Source organism: Perlabentimonas gracilis (assembly GCF_011174675.1).
Taxonomy (GTDB): Bacteria; Bacteroidota; Bacteroidia; order Bacteroidales; family Tenuifilaceae; genus Perlabentimonas; species Perlabentimonas gracilis.
The window spans coordinates 105,802-131,613 of the sequence record NZ_JAANIG010000006.1 but is presented as its reverse complement, the minus strand read 5'-3'; the positions used below and the strand labels follow the sequence as shown (position 1 = coordinate 131,613).

The following is a 25,812-nucleotide window of genomic DNA, read 5'->3' as shown; positions in this document are numbered from 1 at the left end:
GCCTTCACCCCCTCACCCCATACAGCGTAACAGTCTGTCATTTCGAGCGAAGCGAGAAATCTATTACATTATTATCATTTTAAAAAAGACTTAGTCGGATACTAGTGAAAGAAAAACTAAATACCTTTTTGACTTTTGAGACATCCTCATTGTATTTGGACGAATGCGCCTAACTAAACGATATTGGATTCTAATTTTACAAATCTACTAGCATAAACTGCAATTTAATTTCGTTTATAAACCAAGGGCAACCACACCCCCACTAGCGCAGGGATGGCGACGTTGACCAGCCAAAGCAATACAGAAGCCAGGGTTATAGCCAACGGGTTGGGCCAAACCGCACCAACAACAATTACAGCAAAGCTTGCCTTTACTCCCACCTCGGCAATAGCAACAGTGGGCACAACGCTAGACAGAAGGTACGAGATGAATATGGCCAAATACAACATCACTACATCCCCATCAAACCCAAAAAGTATCATCAGCAGAACGAGTTGACTTGAGAATACCACATACCGACCCAGGCTAAGCAGCACAATTTGGGCTAATGCTTGCCATGACGCATTAACATTAAGGGGTTCGTCTTTAAGCAGCTTAGCAAAGACTTTAAACTTCGATAAACTACGCAAAATATGCTGATGACGAACGATTACAAACACAACCAGAACTAGCGAGACAAAGGTTAGAACAACGGTCAGAACTTGAGGTACAACCTTTGGCATACTTTGATTTAGCCAAAACAGAACACCTACAACTCCAAAAACGATGGTTGCCAGCTGTTGGCTCATTGATGTTACCATTGCCATTGCCGCACCCCTCGCCCTTTGAGCAGGAGGGAGCATAGCCACCCTTCCAATGGGATCGCCAATTCGGTTGGGAGTAAAAAGCCCAACCCCAGCCCCATACAGCACTGCCTGCATGGCAGTTGCAAACCTAACAGGGGCAATGGCTGCCATGGCAATTCTCCATTTACAAATCTCCAAAGTCCAATTAAAAAGGGTAAGAACAATGGTTAAAATCAAAATATAATAATGCTGCGGTTGGAACTCTTGCGCCAGAATGCTTTCAAAATCGACATCGCCACTACCAAAAATCCTAAATCCAACATATCCATAGGCTGCAAGCAGCACAAGAATACGCAGGGCAGACTTAACCTTAAACTTCATCATTGACGTCGGTGTGTGTGGCTAAGTTAGCATTAATTGAGCAATACCACAGGGTCTATGGTTGATTGAACGATATTTTTCATATTTTTACTTAGCCAAACCAAACCAATAAGCCATGAAACGACTACTAACCATTTTAGCCCTAGCCACCGTTGCCTTTGCCTGTACCACTGGTTCAAAGGAAATTAAGGTTGATAATATGGAAGGTGTACTAATTGTTTCGCACAAAACTGATAATACGGTTCACTTTATCTGCAGAAAAAATGGCGAAACGGTGAGAATACTTGAAACTGGACTTGAGCCCCACGAGGTAGAGGTTTCCGATGATGGAAAATATGCCGTGGTGTGCAACTATGGCAACCGCGAGGTAGCTGGTAACACGCTATCGGTTTACGATGTTAAGGAAGGGATTCTACTCAGGACTATCAACCTTGGCGAGCATACCCGTCCGCACGGAATGCATTGGATTGCAGGCACGCAAAAGATGTTGGTTACAGCCGAGAGCACCAACAACCTCCTGGTGGTTGATGTGGCAAAAGGTGAAGTGGAGCGTGCCATTGGCACCGAACAACCCGTTTCGCACATGGTAGCTGCCAATAATGATTTCACCATCGCTTTTGTTCCCAGCATCAGAACTGGAAATGTTACCGTGATAGACCTTCAAACTGATAGCATACTTGCACAGGTATACTCCGGCAAAGGAGCCGAAGGTGCAGCGGTATCGCCCAATGGCAAGGAGCTTTGGGTTACCAACCGAGCCGACAATACGCTAACCATTTTCGACACCAAAACCTTTGAGGCCACCCACACCCTTGAGTGCGGCGAATTCCCTATCCGCATAAAGTTTACCCCCGATGGCAACAAGGTGCTGGTGAGCAATGCCCAATCGGCCGAGGTGGCCATTTTTGATGCAATTGAAAAGCAGCTCCTCGCCAAAGTGAAGCTTACGGTTCCCATACCCGATGAGGTGGATGAGGATCGATTCTTTGCCCAGGACTTCAAGGGCAGCTCCATACCCATTGGGTTGGTTGTACCGCACGATAATACTGCATACGTGGCCAACACCAACGCCGACCTGGTAAGCGAAATCGACCTAAGAACATTTGAGATAACACGCCATTTTGCAACAGGCAAGCAACCCGATGGAATATCTTACTCACACTTCACCCCAAGCCTAAAAGAGTAGAACAGACTATACATATCAAATCGCACTATTATGAGCGCTGCAAAAAAGAAGTCCCGCAAGTCGTATATGGAAATCATTAATCGGGTTTCCCATTTCCTCAAAAAAGAGCTATGGAGCATACAGCTAGAGAATTATCGCCCCATAGCACGAATAGGTGTTCAGGCTTTAAGGGTTATTATGCTTGCCTACCGGGGTTTTGTAGAGGACCGAGTTCTGCTCCGGGCATCGGCGCTAACCTACTACACCCTAATGGCCATTGTTCCCGTGCTGGCCATGGCATTTGGTATTGCCAAAGGCTTTGGACTCGACAAGTATTTAGAGAATCAGCTTTACGACAATTTTCAGAATCAACAGGAGGTTATTGATCAGCTAATTGGATTTTCGACCATGCTGCTCGACAATACAGGTGGCGGAATAATGGCAGGGATTGGTGTTATTGTACTATTCTGGTCCGTATTAAAAGTTTTTGGACAAATAGAACATTCTTTTAATGATATATGGCAAATTGGTAGTGCCCGACCCTTCTCACGAAAATTTGCCGATTACCTCTCGATGATGGTGGTTGCACCAGTGCTTATGATTGCCGCCAGTGGTATGAACGTATTCATAGCAACTCAGCTCGATAAGCTAACAGCAAAAATTGAGCTGCTAAGCTACGTGACACCCCTAATAATGTTTTCGTTGAAATTCCTGCCCTACTTTATTATTTGGATAGTTTTTGCCATGCTATACGTGGTAATGCCCAACACCAAGGTTAAACCGCTATCGGGAATAATTGGGGGTATCATAGCAGGTTCGGCCTTTATTGTAACCCAGTGGCTTTACATCGAATTTCAGGTGGGCGTATCGAAGTACAACGCCATTTACGGTAGTTTTGCAGCCCTACCATTGCTGTTGATATGGTTACGCGTTAGCTGGCTAATTGTGCTGTTTGGTGCAGAAATATCGTTCTCGCACCAGAACCAGAACTTGTACGAGTTCGAAACCGAGACCGAGACTATTAGCGACGACTCCAACACGGCACTCTCTATCCTTCTGCTCAACTGCATTATCAAAAGATTTGTAAATGGGGAGCCGCCGCTGATTGCGCAGGAACTATCGAAGGAACTGAAACTACCAATCCGATTGGTTCGGTCGCTACTCGATGGACTGGTTAACTGCAATATAGTATCGAAGGCATACACCAAGCAACCCAAAACCCCGGCCTTTCAACCAGCTCAGCATATCGATAAGCTAACCATTGCGTTTGTAATTCAAAGCCTAGAAGGATATGGCGCCCATATCACGCTGGATAACCCAACGCTCGAACGAATTAACGAGATTCACGAAGAGTTTTCCAATGGCATTAGAACATCGCCCAAAAATATATTGGTGAAGGATTTGTAGGCAACCAACTACAGAAAATAGGAGGTCTCATTTTATGAGGCTTCCTATTTTTTATGACTACAACACCCGCCAATTTACTATTCAATCCCAATATGAATAGTATGTGCAACCAAGCCTGGCAAACCTTTCCCCTGAAAACCCTCTAAGTAAATAGCCGTTTCCATATATTTTGTAACTTGGTATCGAATCATAGAAATTTTTAGAGTCGTAATTAATGTTACACAAAAAAATCAGCTATGAAAAACACCGAAAATTACAAAGCCCGCCTTCACGTGCTGCTGCTAACCATTTTGGCTACCAGTTTAACCCTAACAGGATGTCTATCATCTGATAACAAGAATGCTACCCGGAGCTTAGCAGAAACCAACTACAAGAACTATTGCGCTGGATGCCATGGCGTCAACCTGGAGAGGTTTGCAATAAAGCCATGGATGGATGAAGAGGGAATAAACCTCGCTTTCGAGAGCATTAAGTTTGGTATTGTAGATATTGGAATGCCTGCCTTTGAGCAAACATTTTCCGATGATGAGATTGAGCAGCTTGCCATATTCGTAAAGGAGGAGATTCCGAGGGATAGATCGAAGCTAAAACCTGCCTTTACAACAGATGGTATTATTCGCTCCGAGGCTCATAGTTTTGTTATCGACACTGTGGTTTCGGGACTAAGCGTACCCTGGGGCTTGGCTTTTCTTCCCAACGGCGATTTGCTGATATCGGAACGGGCGGGAACGCTCCATCGCTACTCCAACGGTTTCCTATCCGATCCCATCGAAGGGCTTCCGCCCATTATGGCCATTGGACAAGGCGGTCTGCTGGATCTGGCCCTTCACCCAGAGTACGACACCAATGGATGGATATACATGGCCTACTCCGCCTTAAACTCTGAAAGTGAAAGACCAATTGGTAACACTGCCATACTAAGGGCAAGACTCGATGGGAACCAACTGGTGGATCAGGAGGTGATATTTGAAGGGCTACCGCATACGCCACTTCAGTATCACTTTGGCTGCAAACTGGCGTTCGATGGTAAGGGGCATCTTTTCTTCGGTATAGGCGACAGGGGTCAGCGCGATGATTTTCCACAGACGCTAGATAACCACAATGGGAAAATCCACCGTATTATGGACGATGGAACCATTCCACATGATAACCCTTTTGTAAATGATCCCGATGCCATGCCCTCGATATACAGCTTTGGCCACCGCAACCCGCAGGGTAATTGTATACATCCTGCTACAGGAGAACTGTGGGTTTCGGAGCATGGCCCCAAAGGTGGCGACGAGCTAAACTTGGTAGAACCTGGGCTTAACTATGGCTGGCCAGTTATAACCTACGGAATAAATTACAACGGAACTATTATCACCGAACTTACCGAAAAGGAAGGAATGGAGCAGCCAGTTTTCGAGTGGACACCCTCCATTGCACCCTGCGGGATGACCTTTGTTACAGGCGACCGATTTAAAAACTGGGAGCACAACCTACTGGTTGGATCGCTGAGCTTTGAGTACCTGGAAAGGGTTGTTTTGGAAGGGCACTATGTAACTCATCGCGAAAAGTTGCTCGAGGGGATTGGCCGTGTTCGCAATGTGGTGATGAGCCCCGATGGATACGTATATGTTGCGGTTGAGAACCCAGGTTTTATACTAAGGCTTATTCCCGTAGAGTAGCAAAAGGATAAGTTTAACGAGAGTTACATCAACATTTTTCAAGTTTGGTTGTATTATCCTTGGCGGATAGTTGTAACGATTTGCTGTCTGCCAAGGATTTTTCTTGACGCTTTTATCTAGAGTCTGTCTTTATCAATCATAAAAATTCTTGTTGTTTATGACTCTATTCTTTAGGGTTTTCGTTGCTCTTGCGCTGTTTGCATCACCCCTTACTCTTTTATCGCAAAACTTAAGGGATACCCTAGGTCGTACCCAAAAAGCAGACACAATCATTCTGATTGATGCCGTTACCGTCGATGCCTATCAGTTGAGCGGTGGATTAAGAACCATACCCGGAAGCATTGCGGTTCTGGTTGGTGATGGGCTAAAACAATCCGATGGATTAAGCTTTGCGACACCCCTAAACACCCTACCTGGAGTTACAATGCAAAGCGGAACCTATGCCACAAGCAGAATAGTGATTAGGGGAATGGGCAGCCGAACTCCTTACAACACAAACCGAATTAAAGCGTACCTCAACGATATCCCCATTACCTCATCGGATGGAATATCAACACCCGAGGAGATAGATTTGTATAGCCTTGGGCGGATTGAAGTTGTTAAAGGGCCTGCATCGGCTCTGTACGGCTCGGGCTTGGGCGGTAGCATAAATCTATACACCCCAACAAGCAGATCGAGTGAGGGCAATGTGCTTATGCAATACGGAGCATTTCAAACTATGTATGCCAATGCCAACGGCAATTTACAAAGCAATAACACAAGTATTTGGGCTGGCCTTAGCCATATCCAATCCAATGGATATCGCGATAACAATAATTACAGCCGTACATCCATACTATCAGCAGCACAATGGCTGGGGCAAAATTGGGATGTAAGCACCGCGCTTCATCTGGTGGATTTGGAAGCTGGAATACCCAGCTCGCTGGGCAAAACGATGTTTAACGAGTCGCCCCAACTTGCAGCCCCTAACTGGAATGCCATTGGTGGCTTTAAGGAATACCAAAAAGGGCTACTGGGAGTGACCATTACGGGGCGACTAGCAGAGCAACTAATAAATAGGCTAACACTTTTTGGTAGTTTGGTTGATAGCTACGAAAGGCGACCATTCAATAACCTCAACGACTACTCAGCAGGTGTTGGAATTCGGAACAAGCTAAGTTTTCACACCTCAAAAACCGACTGGGTACTTGGCACGGAATTAACTACCGATTCGTACCACTGGGAGCTAGATATTGATGAAACCCTGCTGAATAGAAATAGGGAAAATCGAAATCAGATCAATATTTTTGGTCTGGCTCACCACCGGTTTAAAGATAACCTAACCATTTCATTTGCCCTAGCAGCAAACCATATCAGTTATAGGTTAACCGACCTATACTTGGCAGATGGTGACAGGTCGGGAAGCAGAAACTTCCCCTTAATTATATCCCCCCGCATAGGGTTAAACTACACCCCAAATAATTTGCTGGCCATTTACGCATCGGCTGGTCACGGGTTTTCACTTCCTTCGCCCGAAGAGACCCTTTTACCCGAAGGCGATGTGAACCCAAGCATTAAGCCTGAACAGGGAGTGCAGGTAGAAGTTGGTTCTCGCTTTACCAGCAGAAATCAACGTTTCAATTTTGATTTTACCCTATATTGGATTGAGCTAAACGATCTAATTCTAACCAAAAGGTTAACCGAAGATATTTTTACGGGAATAAACGCAGGAAAGTCGCGCCATCAGGGCATTGAACTTTTGGCAACTAGTCGGTTGTTGAATAGCGCTGGCTTTCCCGGCAAACTCAGCTCTACCCTTAGCTACTACCAGTCAATAAATCGGTTTATTGATTTTACCGATGATGGCATAACCCACGATGGTAACCATTTGCCTGGGATACCTAGCAGGTCGGTGCAACTTCAAATCAGCTGGGAACCTGCTGGCTACATTGCCATTGATATTCATCTTCAGCATTTAGGTAAGCAGTACCTGAACGACGAGAATACTCTTGAAAGTGCAGCGTATAGCCTAGGGAATATAAGGTTGAGAATGCCTTTGAGCCTAAGAAAGAATGCCAAGCTTGCTGTATATGCCGGACTAAACAATTTTACCAACTCCCACTATGCAGCAATGGTTATACCCAATGCCATTGGGTTTGGAGGGAATGAGCCCCGCTACTACTACCCAGGTTTGCCCCGCCACTGGTATGCAGGGGTTCAACTAGGGTTCTAGCGCCTTATTTTTACTAGTCAAGGTTTCACTTTGAGTGAAGCCTTGACTAATATTGGTTCTATTCATATTGTAGGGCTTCCATCCCGATTGCTTTTTCTGGGGCTTCTCGTGCCTCGAAGCCTACGAAAAATGCATCGGGATATCCGCTCTCCTCACTACTCGTATCGGAGAGCCTCAACCGGATTCCTCCTCGCAGCCAGCCAGCTCTGCCAGCTAACGGTTAGCAAGGCTATGACCAAGGCCATTAACCCCGCCAGCGCAAATACCCACCAACTAAGTTGGGTGCGATATGCAAAATTCTGAAGCCACTTGTCCATAGCGAAGTAGGCAATGGGGGTGGCAATTACAAAGGCAATAGCAACCCACTTCACAAAGCGAAGGTTAAGCATGGCCATTATCTCCCAAATTTTTGCCCCATTCACCTTGCGGATGCCTATCTCCTTCACCCTGCGTTGCATATTGAATGCCGACATGGCGTAAACGCCTAGCGACGATAGGATGATAGCTATAATAGTAAAGATGGAAAGTAGCCGCATTTGCGAGCGCTCGTTGCGGTAAACCTGCTGATATGCATCGGAAATTAGCTGGTAATGAAAAGGGTAGTCGGGGTTAACCTGTTCCCAAACCTTGGCTATTGCAGTAATGGCTGCGCCAACCTGAGCAGGGTGAGCATCCACTATAAAGCAGTGGGTGAAGGTTTTACGAGACACAATAGCTAAGGGCTTCTCCTCGCGAAATAGGTTGGTGTAGTGAAAGTCGGGCACAACTCCCACCACTTCGCCATCAGGGAAAAGGTAGGGTAGGTGGAAATTGAGCCTAAATCGCTTGCCTATGGCATCATGAGGGTTGTCTATCCCAAGCAGTTTTAGCGCGCTTTGGTTTAGAAGGTACTTCTCGCGATAGCCGCCTACCTTTTGCTCCATTGCTCTGGTTTGCTCGTTATCAATACCATTTAACACTTTTAGTGCGCTTAGCTCCATGGCAACCTGCTCCCACTCCCGCGACGGGGTGAAGCCCAACTCCACTGTGCCCGCAAGTGGATTAACTCCTATGGTGCTCAAGAAATTGGAGTCGATGGTAAAAATGTTAATGGTTTTGGCTACATCGGCACCAATGCCCTCCATCTCAAAGGCAACAGCATCGAGTATATCGCCTCCGGGCTCCTCCATTGCACCTGTTACACCAAGAATTTCGGGATGTTTCAGGAGTTCTTCCTTAAAAACCTCGAATCGCTGAACGGCCTCCCATGGGTTGTTGGCCATTACAATGGTGCTCTTGCTATTGGCTTTAGGATGCAATTCGCTAATATGCTGTAGCTGGCGTATAAGAATAGCCGTGCAGCCGATGGCCAGAATGGAAAGGGTAAACTGTAAGAGTAGCGGTATGGTGAATAGCTTGGTTTTGGCTGCTTTTGCCGTGGCGGTGGCCTTAATATCGGCCAGAAAAAGTGGCACAACAGAAATTGCAATAATTACAAGCAGAAATCCTACCAATAGAATGGCTATTGCTACTGGGAACTGGCTGTTAAAGACATTAACACCCAGTTGCTGAGAGAGTTTGTCGGAAAGGGGAAAGGCCAGCACAACCGATGCAGCAAAGAGCACTAAACCCTCCACAGCCAAACCCTTGGCAAGGTGCTTTCGTTTCGCCCCATTTATCATTTTAGTGGTTAGCCGCTTGGTGTCGGCAATGAGTTTAACCCTGCAAAGGTTTAGGAAGTTAACAAGGGCTATAGTAAAGATTGTGGCTGCGGCTATAATAAGCAGCACGAGTGTGCGCATGCTTCCGTTCTGCTCAATCTCTCGGGTTTTGCTGCTGTGCAGGTGTATATCGGTTAGTTTTTGTAAATGGATTACAGGAGTGGGACTATCGGTTTGGTTCTCTTGCTCCCATTTCTGCATTATCTCGTGGCGGAATCCTTCAACATCAGCCTCTTTTGCCATCAGGAAATAGGTGTAGGCCCAAGTGGTTTGGTTGGGTATTTGGGTAAGCCAGGCCAGTATCTGTGGATGGAAATGCGAGTTTCGAGGAAAATCCTCATACACTGCCTCTACGGTGTAGTTCAGTGGCTCCGAGAGCTGCTGATCCAGTATGCTCACGGTTTTGCCCACGGCATTGCTGTTGCCAAAGTACTTTTCCGCTATGCTTCGGCTAATCAAAACCCTGTTGGGCTGAGTGAGATTGCCAGTGCGCTGCCCTTCAATAATATCGATATTGAACACTTGAAAGAAAGTGCTGTCGGTTGAGAACGCTTGATTCAGGTAGAACTTTTCGGTATTAATGCTAACCACCGACTTGCGGAATGGGACAAGTCGAGCCACCTTTTCGATAGCTGTATAATCGTTCTGAAGCGTCAAAGGCCATTCGCCCACCACACGGGCGGGATGATTAACCGTTGAGCCATCGGTGTATTCGAGGGTTACCCGATAAATTTGATTGGACTGGGAGTGAAACTTATCGTAGCTAAACTCGCCAAGGGCGAAAACGGCAACTGCCACAACGCTGCCCATGGCAACGGCCCAGCCTAAGGCGTTGGTTGAAAACCAAAGCCACTGCGAACGAATAATCCTTATTAGTTCCATAATCTGTGTATTGTTAACTCAAAAAAATTAGTTTATCCGTGAAATTTTAAAATCGGATTTTAAAATTTCACGGATAAAATATTGTAAGTATTTACCGTTTTAAACCCTGTCAGGAGTGTTACTTATCATACCGCAACGCCTCCATCCCGATTGCTTTTTCTGGGGCTTCTCGTGCCTCGAAGCTTACGAAAAATGCATCGGGATGTCCGCTCTCCTCACTACTCGTATCGGAGAGCTTCCACCGGATTAACCCTTGCGGCCCTGTACGAGTGCGCCAACACCGTTAGCACCACCACCAATGCCGCAATGGCAAAGGTAAGGGCGAAAATCCACCAGCCAATGTCAATGCGCTCCACGTAGTTATTTAGCCACTCCCTCATAACCAGAATGGTAATTGGCGTTGATATTACCACAGCAATTAGCACATAAAGCAAGTTGGTTTTTATAAACGACAGCACTATTTGGGTTGCTGAGCTACCCAGCACCTTGCGAATGCCTATCTCCTTGGTGCGGCGCTGGACTATAAAAAGGGTTAGGCCAAAGAGGCCCATACAGGCAATAATCAGCGTGAATAGTGCCGCCATAGTGGCTGTGGTTACCAGCTTGCGCTCCTTCTCGTAGAGACGGCTAGTTAGCTCCTCCACCAACGAGAACCGGAAAGGCTCATCGGGGGTGTGTTTCTCCCATAGTTCTTGTAAACGAGGCAGCAGCAGAGTTAACGTTTCGGGCTGGTATTTAATGGCTATCTGCTCAATATAATCATCTGTCATTACTATCATTAAGGGCATAATCTCTGTGTGAAACGACTGAAAGTAGAAGTCCTTTGCCACTCCAATAATGTTGTAGGGCTTCGAGACTTGGTGTCCTATCGGGTTTTCAATGCCAAGCTGCGCAACAGCTATTTGGTTTAGAATGCCCGACGATGTGAAATCGCTGCCATAGTCCTCCGAAAAATATCGTCCTTCAACCAGTTCTATGCCCATTGTTTCGAGGAAGTGGTAATCTACATCAAGTACTACAACCGTTACCTTTTTGTCATTATCCTGAGCATTGGGAAGAGAAATCATCCCCAATCCCCTCATTGGCAGGGCTTGTCCTGTTCCAGCTGCGCTTTTCACATACGGTACGCTGCGAATATCCTGTAGAATAGGTTGGTATTTTGTATTCCCCTTGCGAATATTCAGGAATAAAAGATTCTCGTTGTGGAAACCAGGATTTTTCTTGATGCTGAACCTATACTGTGAGTTGACAATTAGCGTGCTTGACACGAAAAAGCAGAATATCACCAGTTGAAGCACAATAAGCCCCGACTGAAACGAGTGCTTGCTCCGTCCAGAAGCCAAAGGATTTTTCAACACGCTTAGCACATTGAGCCTCGATAGCCATGTTGAGGTGTATAGCCCCGATGCAATACCAATGGCTATGGTGAGGGCTATGTAAACCAGCACGTAGTATATCACATTCCCCTTGATAATGAGTAACTCCTTTTGAAAAAGATCGCTTGCGTAGGGCATCCCCAGCATCATAAGGTAGTAGGCTATGGGAAGCACCAGTAGGGTTAGCATGGTGGATTCCATTAGTAGTTGTTGCCTAAGGTGGCTGGTTCTTGCCCCATTGGTTTTGCGCACACCAATCTCCTTGGTTCTACCAATGGAAACCGCTGTGGATAGGATTATGTAGTTTATGGCAGCAACCACTAAAATTAGCAGTGCTATTAGAGCAAAGAGCCGTATATCCCTTTTGTTGCCTTGAAGCCCTGAGTTACCAATGTTCTCGGAACCGAGATACACATCGGAGAGGTTTTGTAAGGAGTAGTTCACATGTGGTGTATCATATATATACTTCTTTTCAAAATCTCTGAATTGGCTCTCAATATCGTTGGGGTTAGTATTCTCCTCAAGCAATATCCAAGTTTGCCAAAACTCGAAAATCCAGTTAACATCAGCATTATCTGTGTTGAATGTTGAGTTAATGGGTGCAATAGTCCAGAACCCATTCACAAAACAATCGGCAGTAAAGGTTGAATTTTTGGGAATATCCTTAAAAACAGCTGTAACCCGAAGTGTTTGCTCCTCATTATTAATAATTGCAACAACATCCTTCCCCACCACATCGCCATTTTCAAATAGCTTGGCGGCAAGGCTTTGCGAAAGGCAAATGGAGTAGTTGTCGTCCAGAAAGCCACTGGGGCCGATGCTGCCAACAATGGGTAGGGTGAATATGTCGAACACCTCGGAGCTGGTGCCAATGGGATTGCCAATGGGGATTAGCCCATTGTTATGCTTAATGGCGAAACCCCTAAGCGGGCGTACATTAACAGCACCCCTCACTTGAGGGTACTCATCCTTTAGCGTTGATGCCAATATGTATGGCGTGCTTGCTTGCGTTCGGTCAAAATCAACAAAATAGCTCACCACCCTATACACATCCTTTCGGTTCTTATGGCAACTATCGTAGCTAAGCTCATTAACTACATACAGAATAATTATAAACGATACTGCCAATGCAATGGATAGCCCTACAAGATTAATGACGGCAAAGGCCTTGTTCTTGCGTAGGAACTTTAGTGCTGTTTTTAGGTTGTAGGTTAGCATGGTTGTTGATTGGGTGAATGAATGATTGATTGCCTGCTGCCACTGGCAGGATTGATTGACCCGCCAGTGGCCTGTCTACCCTGCCTACCGGCAGGCGGCATGTAGAGCGGGCAGGTTGGTTGATTTATTTTTTTACAATGTGTTTTTCTCTAAGTTGTGCTATTATTTTTACTTAGTCAAGGTTTCACTTAAAGTGAAGCCTTGACTTCATTCTTACTCGTATCTCAATGCCTCTACTGGGTTTACCTTAGCGGCCCTGTACGAGTGCGCTAACACCGTTAGCACCACCACCAATGCCGCAATGGCAAAGGTGAGGGCGAAAACCCACCAGCCAATGTCAATGCGCTCCACGTAGTTATTTAGCCACTCCTGCATAACCATTATGGTTATTGGCGTTGAGATGACCACCGCAATGAGTACATATAATAGATTAGTTTTTATAAATGAGAAAACTATCTGTGAGGCTGAACTGCCAAGCACCTTACGTATACCTATCTCCTTAGTGCGGCGCTGGGCAATGAAGAGGGTTAGGCCAAAGAGGCCAAACAAAGCAACAAGTAATATGAAAAAGGCCGATAGGGTTACCACTACAGTTAGGTTTTGCTCCTTGGCGTAAAGTTTCTGAATCAAATCTTCAACTAATGAGTAACGGAATTCCATATTAGGTGCTAGCCTTTGCCAAGTGGATTGCAACGAAGGCAACAACACATTTAAAGAGCCGGGCAAATACTGAATTGCAACTTGATTAATAAAATACCCAGACATAATAATTAGCATTGGGGAAACCTCTTTCTCAATTGAACCTGTGTAAAAATCGTTAACCACACCAATTACCTCCCATGTATCGAGTAAACTTTTACCCAAAGGGTTCTTAATCCCCAACTTATTTACCGCAGCTTGATTTATAATGCACTTAGCTGAATCGGCAGTAAGGTTTTCTGAGAAAAATCGACCCTCGGCTAAGCTAATGCCAACTGTTTCCAGAAAGTTTATGTCCACATCAAAAAGGTCAACCACTACCAACATCTCACTTTCATCGTAATGTGGAATATCGAAACCTGCTAAGTACTCTGAGGGTAGAGGTGCGTAGGTTCCACCAGCCATCTTAATATTTGGATTGCTTTTGAGCTCTTGCATCAAGGCATTGTACTGGTTAAAATTATCACCAATCTCCAGAAAAAGAACATTCTCATTATGAAAGCCAGGATCCATTTTAAGAGCAAACTGATACTGGTGGCGAACAATAAGCATGCATGAAACAAAAGTGCTGAAGATTACGAGCTGAAGGATTATAAGGATTGAACGGAAGTAGTTTTTACTTCGACCCGTACTTACCTGATTATTAAAAATACTCATTACCTTTTGGCGCGAAAGCCACAGCGATGTGTACAATCCCGAAATGCCACCTATTAAGAGTGCGGATCCAAGATAAACCACTAAGTAAATTGGAATATTTGCGCCAATAAGGGTGATTTGTTTTTGGAATAGCTCGTTGGCGTAGGGTAAGCCCTGCATCATTAAGAAAAATGCCAGCGGCAGCACGAGCAGAACCAGCACTGTTGACTCGGTTAGCAGCTGATGGAAAACGTGGGCGTTTCGTGCCCCATTGGTTTTGCGCACTGCCATCTCTTTTGTTCTACCAACCGACACTGCTGTTGACAGAATGATATAGTTTATAGCTGCAACAACCACAATAAGAATTGCGATTATTGAGAAAAGCCTTACATCCTTCATACTCCCCTTTAGCCCCGAGCTGTTTATGTTATCGGATCGGAGATAAACATCGGAAAGGTTTTGAAGAAAAAACTGAGGATGTCGATTTTCGCCCAAATACCTGCTCTCTAGCTCCCTGAAATTTTGGCTAAAACTATGGGGATTGATATCTGGATCGAGCAGCACCCATGTTGTCCAGAAGTAGAAGGAACCCCAGCTAGTTTCCGCACTACCCTCTATCCAATCAATGCTATTCACCTGCGCAACAGTCCACTGATCATTAATCAAACAATCTGCCCTTAGGCTTGAATTTTGGGGCATATCCTTATAAACTGCCGTAACCCTGAGTATTTGCTCCTCATTGTTAACAATGGTTGTTACCTCCTTCCCAACCGCATCGCCATCGCCAAAGAGTTTATGGGCAAGGTTTTGCGATAGGCAAATGGAATATTTATCATCGAGAAATCCATCTGTACCAGTACTGCTTACTAACGGGATGGTAAAAACATCGAATACGCTAGAACTTGTAGCAATTGGATTTTTTATGCTGATAAGCTCCTCGTTTTGTTTTATAAACAGATCTCTATGTTGGCGGGTGTTAATAGCCTCTCTTACCTGTGGATATTCTGCCTTTAGGGTTGATGCCAATACATAGGGTGTGATTGCTGAGGATATATCAACATCGGTAAAGGTGTTAAAAACTCTGTAAACATCTTTTCTATTTTTGTGGCAACTATCGTAGGTAAGTTCATTTACCACATGCAGAATAATAATAAACGATACTGCCAGTGCAATGGATAGCCCAATTAGATTTATGGCGGCAAAGGCTTTGTTCTTGCGTAGGAACTTTAAGGCTGTTTTTAGGTTGTAGTTTAGCATAATGGTTAGTTTTTATTCGGTTCTTATCTATTTTTATTTTTTTCGCAGACTTGCATGGTGTTTGTTTCCTATGTACTCATACCTCAACGCCTCCATCCCGATTGCTTTTTCTGGGGCTTCTCGTGCCTCAAAGCCTACGAAAAATGCATCGGGATTTCGGCTATCCTCACTACTCGTATCGGAGAGCCTCAACCGGATTTCTCCTAGCCGCCAGCCAGCTTTGCCAGCTAACGGTTAGCAATGCAATTACCAGCGCCAGCAAACCTGCCAGCACAAACACCCACCAGCTAAGCGGGGTGCGGTAGGCAAAGTTTTGCAACCATTTATCCATGGCGAAGTAGGCAATGGGCGTGGCGATTACAAAGGCTATGGCTACCCATTTCACAAAATTCATGTTTAGCATTAGCATAACTTGCCAAATTTTTGCGCCGTTTACCTTGCGGATGCCGATTTCTTTTGTGCGGCTGAATGCGGTGTGCATTACCTGCCCCAAAATGCCAAAGCAGGTTAGTGCAATGGCAATAACTGATAATACCCATAGGCTTCTGCCTAGCGTTTCCTCTTTTCGGTATAGTGAGTCGAAATGGGTATCGTAAAAAGTGTAATCCAATGGTTCGTCAGGGATAAACTGACTCCAAACTTCGCTCATTTGCTTTAGCATATCGGGAACATTACCCGCCTGTAGTCTTATGCTGGTATTGTATAAAACATTGTATGGAGTAACAGGTTCATCGCTGTTTGAAAGGATAAGGCATATTGGTTCTACCTTGGTGTGGAAGGAAGCTGTGTGAAAATTATGGGTTACGCCAACCACCTCGTAGCCACCACTGCCGTCTTTCCTCTCCCAAAGTTTTTTCCCATCAGTTTGTTCCCAGCCCGTTAGCCTCAAAAACTCGTTGTTGATAATGCATTTCGCCCCTTTCTCGTTTGGGTAGAAGTTCCGCCCATGTAGAAGTGGTATTGCCATAGTTTTGATAAAATCTGGGTCGGCATATATTATTTCCGATGCTATTGGTACATCATTAATGGATGTTTTCCACACATGGTTAATATCGCCCGGCGCACCTCTACTTTGCGAAATGCTTTGGCAAAGCGGGAGTTGGCTTAGCTGATCCTTAAAGGCTTTGCCCTGAGTGAATGTAAAAGGTACGTTTAGCTTTACCAGTTGCTCCTTTTCGAACCCAAGGTGCGAGGTTTTTACGTAATTAATTTGTTTTGAAACAATGAATACTGTGGCAAAGAGCAGAATTGAAACCACAAATTGAGCAGTTGTAAGTATGGTGCGTGCAGGGATAGTCGATTTGCTGAACATTCGATTAGTAAAATGCTCCATAATGGATGAGCGGGGTAATATAAGGAAGGGCGCAAGTATGTTTATAGCAATAACAGGTGTAAGCAAAATGGCAAGAAGGAATACGAACTGAGGCTTTACCAGAATGCTCATACTCAAGTTTGTTGTCAAAAGAGAGTTGGCTAAAGGTATTAGCTGCCCCACAATTAGGATGGCAAGAATTAGGGCGATAAGCATATACACCATCACCTCGGTTGTGGCATGTAGTTTAATATCCTTGGGTTTTGCTCCCACAATTCGTTTAACGCCAATTTGCTTTAGGTTAGCAAGTTTTAACAGCACGCTAAAGTTAAGGTAGTTTATGGTTGATATAGCCAGAATAGCAATGCAAAGGACTACAAACAGGTAGTTGAGGGCATTATTTGAGTGTTTGCTAGTGCTTCGCCTAAATTGAGGCCCAGTGTACACTTTTGTTAGCTCCTGTAACAATAATTGCCCAATAGTATGAAAGGTTTCGGGAATGCTTGCATTTATCTTGTCGGCTATGTAGTTCAAATCATAATTGCTTTTTAGTAGCAAGTAGTGGTCGTAACGATAGATACACCCTTTATCATCGCAAGTTGAAAACAGTCTTCGCTCCTCATCGTCGGAATTTATAAACACATTACCCTGCAAACTCGAATGCAAAGGCAAGTCCTCAATAACGGCCGATACTATCAGGTAGTTATCATCGTCAACAGTAACTTCTTGTCCAATGGGGTTTTCGTGTCCGAATAATGCTGTGGCAACCGATTGAGTTATCACCACCGAATGATTGTTAACAAAGGGCTTTTCGCCCATTTTTGCCAAAACCCTAATGGAGAAAATGTCAAAGAAGTCGTTGGTTGTTGAGGCTAACGTTTCAAAACGAACACAATTATGCTTAGTCTTTATTTTGAAGGACTCCCATATGAACACCTGAATAGGGCAAGCCGCCTCCACCTCTGGAATATTTTGCAAAATATGCTCACTTAAACGATAATCCAATTCAAACCTTTCGTTTTCCCCATCAACAACCCGAACTATGTGTTCGTGATTTGGTATGCATTGATTGTAGGTGTATTCGTAATACAAGTGCATGGCAATAACCAAGCAGACAGCCAAGCCTATGGTAAAGCCCAGTATGCTTAACGAGCTGTAAACTACGTTTCGCTTTAGCTCTCTAATGGTTAGCTTAATGTGGTAAAGTATCATAATACTGTTTTGTTTACCCCTGACAGGGTTCGAAACCCTGTCAGGGATTGTTTTAATACCTATTCGTATCTCAAGGCTTCAATCGGATTTCGCCTCGCCGCCAGCCAGCTCTGCCAGCTAACCGTTAGCAATGCAATTACCAGCGCCAGCAAACCTGCCAGCACAAACACCCACCAGCTAAGGGCGGTGCGGTAGGCAAAGTTTTGTAGCCACTTATCCATGGCGAAGTAGGCAATAGGGGTGGCTATTACAAAGGCTATGGCTACCCATTTCACAAAATCTAAATTTAGCATTAGTATTACCTGCCAAATTTTGGCACCATTTACTTTGCGGATGCCGATTTCCTTAACCTTGCGCTGCATATTAAAAGCTGACACAGCATAAATACCCAAACATGATAGTATTATGGAGATTATTGTGAAAATTGTAAGCAATTTCATTTGCGAGTACTCATTCCGATAAACAAGTTGGTAATTATCTGTAATAAATTGGTATTGAAAGGGGTAATCAGGATTCAAGTCCTTCCATACGCTCTCTATGGTTGAAATGGCTTTGCCTATTTGCTCGGGATTAACCTGTACTATAAAACAGTGTGTAAATACTTTCCGTGATACAATGACCAAGGGTCTCTCGTCGCGGTAAAGGTTAGTGTAATGAAAATCGGGAACAACGCCCACTACTTCGCCCTCGGGGAAAAGGTAGGGCAAATGAAAACTCAATCGAAAGCGTTTGCCTATGGCATCACTGGGACTGGTAAAACCCAGCATATTTAATGCGCTTTGATTTAGAATGTATTTCTCGCGATACTCACCAACAGCTTGCTCAAGCTCATCTATCTTTTTAAAATCGGGGCTTTTGTATTGCTTGAGTATACTCAATTCCATAGCCTGTTGCTCCCACTGGTACGAGGGGGTAAACCCCAGATCTATAGTGCCAGCAAGCGGGTATATACCCATTGCGGAGAAAAAGTTGGAGTCGGTGGTAAAAATGTTGATGGTTTTAGCCACATCGGAGCTAACTCCCTCCATCTCAAACGGCATAGCATCAATAATATCGCCACCGGGTTCCTCCATTGCGCCTGTAACGCTAAATATTTCAGGATTTTTAAGAAGTTCATCTTTAAAAACCTCGTACCGCTGCACAGCCTCCCATGGATTGTTGGCCATGATTATTGTGCTGTTACTGCTGGACTGTGGATGCATCGCGTTAATATACGACACTTGCCTGCTAAGAACTAGAGTACAAGCAATTGCAAGTATAGATAAAGTGAACTGCAAGAGTAACGGAATGGTTAACAATTTACTTTTAGCAACTTTGGTTTGTGCTGTTGCTTTAATTTTTGAAAGGGAAAGTGGATATACGGTTAAAGTTACAATTAGAATAAGAAAAAAAACGGCCAAAAGGCTAAACGCCAAAGCATACTCTTTTTGAAAAATACTGACCCCCAGCTGTTCAGATAGCTTATCGGCCACCGGCAATGCAAGAACCAGCGATACAATGAAAAGGACAACACCCTCACGGGAAAAATCTTTTACCAGATGTAGCTTTTTTGCACCATTTATCATCTTAATAGTTAAACGTTTTGTATCGGCTATAAACTTCACCCTACTCAGATTCAAGAAGTTGATTAGCGCGATAAGCAGAATTATTACGGCTGCAGCTATCAACATCAACACTGCACGCATACTGCTATTCTGTTCAATCTCGCGAGTTTTACTGCTATGTAGGTGTATTTCAGTAAGCTTTTGAAAATGCACTACAGGTGTAGGGTTATCGGATTCGTTTTCGGCATCCCAGCTCTGCAGAATATCAGCACGGAGTTCATCAACATTGGCTCCATTAGCCATAAGGTAGTAGGTATATGCCCAGGTGGTTTGGTTGTTTATCTCGGTTAGCGAAGCAAGAATATCGGGATGAAAATGCGAGTTTCTTGGAAAATCTTCATACACGCCCTCAACAGTGTAAGTTAACGGCTCTGGGAGCTGCTGGTCCAGTATGCTAACGGTTTTACCAACCACATCGATTGTTCCAAAATATTTCTCGGCAATACTTCGGCTAACCAGAACCCTGTTGGGTTGGGTAAGGTTACCATTGCTCTGTCCCGAAATCATCTTAATATCAAACACCTCAAAGAAATTACTATCGGTTGAAAAGGCTTGGTTTAGGTAGAATTTGCTCTCGTTGATTTTAACCACCGATTTACGAAAGGGAACAAGCCGAGTTACCTTTTCAATGGCAGCATACTCCTTTTGCAGTTCAAGCGGCCATTCGCCCACCACGCGGGCTGGATGCAGGAAGGTTGAACCATCGGAGTATTCGAGCGTAACCCGATGTATGCGGTTAGCATTTGTGTGAAATCTATCAAAGCTAAGTTCACCCATTGCGAATATGGCAACGGTTACAACGCTAGCCATAGCAACGGCCCAACCTATGGCATTGGTTGTAAACCAAAGCCACTGCGAACGGATAATTTTTAGTAGTTCCATATTATGTGTGTTGTCAATTCTCAATCTTTAATTTTATCCAAGAAATATTAAAATCATATTTTAGATTTTCTTGGAATTATTGATTATATTTGCGATTAATATTTAAAGATAGTAATCATGTTCACCCGACGAATTATTGCTGATATCAAGGAATCGCTCACTTTTTTTCCTGTGGTATCTATTATTGGGCCTAGGCAGGTTGGTAAAACAACGCTTGCCAAGCAGATTATGCAGGATTATGGTAAGCCCTGCATCTACCTCGACCTAGAGATTCAGTCGGACCTATACAAGTTGAACGATGCGGAGCTTTTCCTCTCCACCCACGCCGATTACCTAGTGGTGATTGACGAGGTGCAGCTCAAGAAGGAGCTGTATCCACTACTGCGTGGACTGGTGGACCAAAAGCGCGAACCCGCTCGATTCCTCCTGCTGGGTTCCGCCTCTCCTGAACTGCTCCGCCACTCCTCGGAGACCTTGGCAGGGCGTATCGCCTACCATCAGCTTCATCCGTTGGATATAATGGAAGTTCCCGAAAGCGTTTCGCAAATTGACCTTTGGGTGAAAGGGGGATTCCCTAGTATGGTTACCAGTAGCAGCAAGAGTCTAGCGCAAAAGTGGATGGATAACTTTATCAGCACCTATCTCAACCGCGACCTGCTGCAACTTGGGCTAAACGCATCGCCAAAGGTTATACGAAACCTATGGACAATGATGGCTCACCTGAACGGACAGCTGCTAAATACAACAACCATTGCCAATTCGCTTGGTGTAACATCGCCAACGGTTAAGCGATACATCGATTTTCTGGAAGAGGCATTTCTGCTGAAAAGCCTACAGCCATTCCATTGGAATATTTCGAAGAGGCTTGTTAAATCGCCAAAGGTATATATAACCGATACGGGCATACTGCACCACTTGCTAGGTATTGCTGATTTTAACTCGCTCACAGGGAATCCAATTGTGGGTAGTTCGTGGGAGTCATTTGTTCTAAACCAGATAATTGCCACAAAGCCCAATGGGGTTGACATTTGTTTTTACCGAACACATCAGGGTGCCGAGGTAGATATCGTTTTCATAAAAGGCTTACAGGTTATTGCCACAGCCGAAACCAAGTTCTCCAACTCGCCTCATCTAACCAAGGGCAACTTTGTGGCGTTTGACGACCTTAACGCCCCCGTTAACTTTGTTATTACGCCTTCGTCGGACGACTATCTTATCAAAGAACGTGTTAGGGTATGCTCCCTAAAAGAGTTTATTGGTAAGTATTTACCGTTTTTCCCCTGACAGGGGTATTATTATCTATTCGTATCTCAACGCCTCAACCCCGATTGCTTTATAATAGTCAAGATTTCACTTAAAGTGAAGCCTTGACTATTAATAGAACTACTCGTATCTTAAAGCTTCAACCGGATTCCTCCTAGCCGCCAGCCAGCTCTGCCAGCTAACAGTTAGCAAAGTAATTATCAACGCCAGCAAACCAGCCAGCGCAAACACCCACCAGCTAAGCGGGGTGCGGTAGGCAAAGTTTTGCAACCACTTATCCATGGCGAAGTAGGCAATGGGTGTGGCAATTACGAAGGCGATTGCCACCCAGGCAACAATATTGCTATTTAGCATTGCCATAATCTCAACAGTAGTTGCCCCATTTACCTTTCTAATACCTATTTCTTTAACCCTATCGCGCGAAATAAATATGGTTATCCCAAGCAACCCTGTTAGCGCCAGCAAAATGCACCAAACAGCAATAAACTCGATGAAGTCAGCAAGTCGCTCCTCCTTTTCGTATAGCCGCTCAAGGGTGTTGTCGAGGAAATGGGGCTCAACTCTAGCTTCGCCATCAAAAGAGAGTGCAACTTCTTTGATAAACCTTATAAGATTTGTATAATTAGTTGCATTGACCTTGAGCATAAGGACATTCTTGCGGGTATTAGTTAACCAGAAAGTCATAGGTTCAATTTCATGCCGCAATGAGCTGAAATTGAAATTTTGGGCAATCCCCAGTATGTCACCTTCAAAATCGAACCCTGGCAGTTTTTTCTCTAAAGGATTTTCCCATCCAAAAATTTCAACAGCTTTTTCGTTAAGAATGAAGCTATTGATATCACCCTCGCCCTTCAAGAATTCTCGCCCGTCGATAACCTTCAATCCAAAAAAATTAAAGAAACGATCATCAATAGGCCAGCATTTAAAACTGATGTGTTGATCATCGATCCACCTGCTCCAGCCCATTCCAACATACCCCGGAATAAATTGGCTGTAGGTATAATCAACTATTTCATTGTTTTTAAGCAGCTCATCGGCTAGCGCCTGATGACTCTGCTGGAGTTTATCGGTAGTGAAAAAATATACTACATTCTCCTTGTCGATACCTAAATCAAAGTTTCGCCAAAAGTTGAGTTGCTTCTCAATTGTAAGGGCTGCTACAATCATTACAATGGTAAAAACGAATTGAATTGTAATCAGCATCTGCCTAAAACCCTTTCCTTTACCCGCAAAATTCATTTTCCCTTTTACCGCCTGGCACACCGGTGGCAGCGTAATGTATCGTGATGGGTACCACCCAGCGGCCACTCCAAAGACAATAGCAAATAGTAAAAACCAAACCATAAGGCTATAGCGTCCGTCAAGTGCAAGACCCTGAATACCAAACTCGTTCTGAATGTAGTTGTATGCTAAGTCGTGAATAATTAAAGCAATTATTAGCCCTACTACCGAAAGGATAACCGCCTCACCTACAATCTGCATACGCGAACGCCATTTCTTCTCACCCATAATTTGTTGTATCGAAAGCGATTTAGCCCTAAGAGGTGCTTGCGAGGTTGAGAAGTTTATAAAGTTTACTATACCCATTGTAATTAGAATGAAAGTGAGTAAAATCAGTATGTCAAGAACCGTTTTGCTTATCGTTGGGTAGAAGAGACCCTGCATATAGTGAATTTCTTTTAGAGGGACTAACTTCACAAACCCCAACTTTGGGTTTTGACTTTTCATTCGATCCAGCACATTGGAAACCGCTGATATATTACTGATTTTCTCTTCCACAATTTTGCTGTTAGCCCCAGGCGTTAGCTGAATGAATATATTGTAGCTCCATTCGCTCCATTGCTGGGCTCCAATCCAATCCCTACCCGGTTGCATAAACGTTTCAAAGGAGATGATAACATCATTCTTGAAAGCAGTATTTTTAGGCATATCATACATTACCCCTGTCACCTTAAAGGGTAAAAGTTGGCCTAGACTCAACTGCTTACCCAAAGGATCTTCCTCCCCAAAAACCATTTGCGCAACTTTTTGAGAGATAACAACAGACATAGGCTCATTTAACGCTGACTCTGGATCGCCATACATAAGGGGAAAATCGAACATTGTGAAGAAATCCTTGCCAAAAGCAGTAGTCTTAACATTTATCGCATCATTAGAATTATCATCGAGCCTTTTAAGCCCAGTTTCCCCCCAAGGCCATACAACCACCCCTTGTTCAATGTCAGGAATTTCATTTAGAAATTCTTGTAAAAGCAGTGCCGGCACCCTATTTGTCTCGCCATTATATGTAAAAAAGTATATTTCATCACCGTTTTCATGAAAACTGTCGAAACTGCGTTCAAATGAGATGTAAAGGGACAAAACTATTATGCCAATAAAGGCTACCACAAGGCTAAGCAATGTCAATCCCGATGAAAGTTTGTATCTTAATATTGTTTTGAATAGATGTTTTAGCTGTATCATATTTTGGATATTTGATGTTCATTAGTTTGAAGTCAGAAGACGGAAGATGATAATGAACCGACTACCGATTACCCCTGCCTGACTGCCGTCAAGGCAGGCAGAGATTACCGACTACTGATCACCGATCACCCCTGCCTGACTGCCGTCAAGGCAGGCAGGGATTACCGATCACTGATCACCGACTACTCTCTCCCTACAGCACCACCTCCATCTCACGCTTCATATTCTCGGTAAGGATTTTTCCATCGAATAGGTTCACTACCCGGTGCGCAAACTCCGAGTCGTGCATAGAGTGTGTTACCATTACTATGGTTGCACCCTCGCGGTTGAGGTCGGTGAGCAGGTTCATCACCTCAAGGCCATTCTTGGAGTCAAGGTTTCCTGTGGGTTCATCGGCAAGTATTAGCTTGGGGTTGGCCACCACGGCACGGGCAATAGCAACGCGCTGCTGCTGTCCGCCCGATAGCTGCTGTGGGTAATGGTTGCGGCGATGGCTAATCTTCATGCGCTCCAGCACGGCATTTACCATCTCTTTACGCTCCTTAGCCTTTATGCGCATATAAACCAAGGGTAGCTCCACATTTTCGTGCACATTCAGTTCATCAACCAGGTTAAAACTCTGAAAAACAAATCCTATATTGCCCTTGCGGATATCGGTTCGTTTATTCTCGGTGAGGTTACCTACCTCCTGTCCATCGAAAAGGTACTGACCCGATGTGGGGTTATCGAGCATTCCAATAATATTAAGAAGAGTGGACTTGCCACATCCCGATGGCCCCATTACGGCAACAAACTCACCTTTTTTAACTGAGAAATTTACTTCATTCAATGCCAGGGTTTCCACCTCGTCGGTACGGAAGATTTTGTTTAGGTTAACTGTTTTAATCATAGCTATTATTTTTTAAGTAGTAAGTAGTGATTCAGAATTATATGTTTTTCTCCAAAAAAAGATATAATCCAAAGCTATGCCAAAAAGGGAAAACGAAAGATTGTGAGGGATATAGATACAGTGAGTAGTAAGCGGCTGTATAATTACTTGACACCTTTATGTCAAATAATTATACACACTGTTAATGCGGATGGGGGGTGAACTATAAAAACTTTGAAGATATACTTTTAAAAACTATAGCATCAATTTACTTTTGTCCTTGTAGTTGTTCCAAAAACGAAGCAGCTCAATGTTATGGTTGTCGATTATCCTATAGAAAAGTGTAACCTGCTTACAAACAATACAGCGCTTTACGGTTGGGTAATCAGTACCTTGAAAATCGACAAGTCCTTGCTTTAACAAGAACTCCAAATCGTTAACTTCGTCAATAAAGTTTTGTGCTTCTTTCTCTGACCATTCCTGAAGGAGATAGTCAATATTTGCAAAATAATCGAGTCTAGCTAAGTTGCTCCAATAAACCTTTCTCATTTAAACTTTAGGTTTGGATATTTTAGCTTAGCTTCTTTTATTACTTCGCTATGAGAATACTTTTGCTCACTATCACTGGCTTTTATTGCCTCATCAACGGCTGATCTTTCAGAATCAGTGAGTTTGTAGGTTGAGGCTGAACTTAAAACAGCTAAAAACTTGCTGTATAGCTTTTTTAATTCGGGTTCATTGAGCTGGTCAATCTTTCTAAACAGATCCAGTTTTATTTCTGCTGTATTCATGGCTTGATTGATTTCTAAACTCTTACAAATTT

General features: G+C 44.1%; 15 protein-coding genes. 5 read left to right on the top strand and 10 right to left on the bottom strand.

Features of this window, described 5'->3' with window-relative positions:
• Positions 1 to 224: 224 nt before the first annotated feature.
• A complete protein-coding gene (locus tag G8O23_RS04555) occupies positions 225 to 1,169 on the bottom strand; it encodes a lysylphosphatidylglycerol synthase domain-containing protein (RefSeq protein WP_166362249.1) in 945 nt (314 codons plus the stop codon).
• A gap of 112 nt (positions 1,170 to 1,281) precedes the next feature.
• On the opposite strand from G8O23_RS04555, the gene G8O23_RS04550 reads away from it, so the two are divergent.
• The 4 genes from G8O23_RS04550 (at position 1,282) to G8O23_RS04535 (ending at position 7,617) form a co-directional block, all read left to right on the top strand.
• The gene (locus tag G8O23_RS04550; protein ID WP_166362247.1) at positions 1,282 to 2,352 is read left to right on the top strand and encodes a YncE family protein; all 1,071 of its coding nucleotides are present in this window, start codon (positions 1,282 to 1,284) and stop codon (positions 2,350 to 2,352) included.
• Positions 2,353 to 2,382: 30 nt separating this feature from the next.
• Positions 2,383 to 3,738, top strand: a complete 1,356-nt coding sequence (locus G8O23_RS04545) for a YihY/virulence factor BrkB family protein (RefSeq protein ID WP_166362245.1) — start codon at positions 2,383 to 2,385, stop codon at positions 3,736 to 3,738.
• 236 nt (positions 3,739 to 3,974) lie between these two features.
• Positions 3,975 to 5,405 carry a PQQ-dependent sugar dehydrogenase gene (locus tag G8O23_RS04540; RefSeq protein ID WP_166362243.1) on the top strand — a complete coding sequence of 477 codons (1,431 nt, stop codon included), beginning with the start codon at positions 3,975 to 3,977 and terminating at the stop codon, positions 5,403 to 5,405.
• A gap of 157 nt (positions 5,406 to 5,562) precedes the next feature.
• Positions 5,563 to 7,617, top strand: a complete 2,055-nt coding sequence (locus tag G8O23_RS04535) for a TonB-dependent receptor (RefSeq protein ID WP_166362241.1) — start codon at positions 5,563 to 5,565, stop codon at positions 7,615 to 7,617.
• A 155-nt stretch (positions 7,618 to 7,772) separates the two neighbouring features.
• Here G8O23_RS04535 and G8O23_RS04530 read toward each other — a convergent pair whose 3' ends face one another.
• The 5 genes from G8O23_RS04530 to G8O23_RS04510 form a co-directional block, all read right to left on the bottom strand.
• The gene (locus G8O23_RS04530) at positions 7,773 to 10,199 is read right to left on the bottom strand and encodes an ABC transporter permease (RefSeq protein ID WP_166362239.1); all 2,427 of its coding nucleotides are present in this window, start codon (positions 10,197 to 10,199) and stop codon (positions 7,773 to 7,775) included.
• A gap of 218 nt (positions 10,200 to 10,417) precedes the next feature.
• Complete coding sequence (locus G8O23_RS04525) at positions 10,418 to 12,793, bottom strand: ABC transporter permease (RefSeq protein WP_166362237.1); 2,376 nt, start codon at positions 12,791 to 12,793, stop codon at positions 10,418 to 10,420.
• A 213-nt stretch (positions 12,794 to 13,006) separates the two neighbouring features.
• Positions 13,007 to 15,385 (bottom strand): ABC transporter permease, encoded by a 2,379-nt coding sequence (locus G8O23_RS04520; protein WP_166362235.1) that lies wholly within the window; start codon positions 15,383 to 15,385, stop codon positions 13,007 to 13,009.
• A gap of 169 nt (positions 15,386 to 15,554) precedes the next feature.
• The gene (locus tag G8O23_RS04515; protein WP_166362233.1) at positions 15,555 to 17,909 is read right to left on the bottom strand and encodes an ABC transporter permease; all 2,355 of its coding nucleotides are present in this window, start codon (positions 17,907 to 17,909) and stop codon (positions 15,555 to 15,557) included.
• A gap of 59 nt (positions 17,910 to 17,968) precedes the next feature.
• On the bottom strand, positions 17,969 to 20,395 hold the full coding sequence (locus G8O23_RS04510) for an ABC transporter permease (protein WP_166362231.1): 2,427 nt from the start codon (positions 20,393 to 20,395) through the stop codon (positions 17,969 to 17,971).
• 117 nt (positions 20,396 to 20,512) lie between these two features.
• Between G8O23_RS04510 and G8O23_RS04505 the strand changes: the two genes are divergently transcribed.
• Complete coding sequence (locus G8O23_RS04505) at positions 20,513 to 21,679, top strand: ATP-binding protein (protein WP_166362229.1); 1,167 nt, start codon at positions 20,513 to 20,515, stop codon at positions 21,677 to 21,679.
• A gap of 99 nt (positions 21,680 to 21,778) precedes the next feature.
• Here the strand turns inward: G8O23_RS04505 and G8O23_RS04500 are convergent, their stop codons facing one another.
• The 4 genes from G8O23_RS04500 to G8O23_RS04485 all read right to left on the bottom strand — a co-directional run bounded on the left by G8O23_RS04500 (position 21,779) and on the right by G8O23_RS04485 (position 25,780).
• The gene (locus tag G8O23_RS04500) at positions 21,779 to 24,121 is read right to left on the bottom strand and encodes an ABC transporter permease (RefSeq protein ID WP_166362227.1); all 2,343 of its coding nucleotides are present in this window, start codon (positions 24,119 to 24,121) and stop codon (positions 21,779 to 21,781) included.
• Positions 24,122 to 24,314: 193 nt separating this feature from the next.
• Positions 24,315 to 25,010 carry an ABC transporter ATP-binding protein gene (locus tag G8O23_RS04495; protein ID WP_166362225.1) on the bottom strand — a complete coding sequence of 232 codons (696 nt, stop codon included), beginning with the start codon at positions 25,008 to 25,010 and terminating at the stop codon, positions 24,315 to 24,317.
• Positions 25,011 to 25,244: 234 nt separating this feature from the next.
• Positions 25,245 to 25,538 carry a type II toxin-antitoxin system RelE/ParE family toxin gene (locus tag G8O23_RS04490; RefSeq protein ID WP_166362223.1) on the bottom strand — a complete coding sequence of 98 codons (294 nt, stop codon included), beginning with the start codon at positions 25,536 to 25,538 and terminating at the stop codon, positions 25,245 to 25,247.
• A complete protein-coding gene (locus G8O23_RS04485; RefSeq protein WP_166362221.1) occupies positions 25,535 to 25,780 on the bottom strand; it encodes a hypothetical protein in 246 nt (81 codons plus the stop codon). The genes G8O23_RS04490 and G8O23_RS04485 overlap by 4 nt, the downstream gene beginning before the upstream one ends.
• Positions 25,781 to 25,812: the final 32 nt, after the last annotated feature.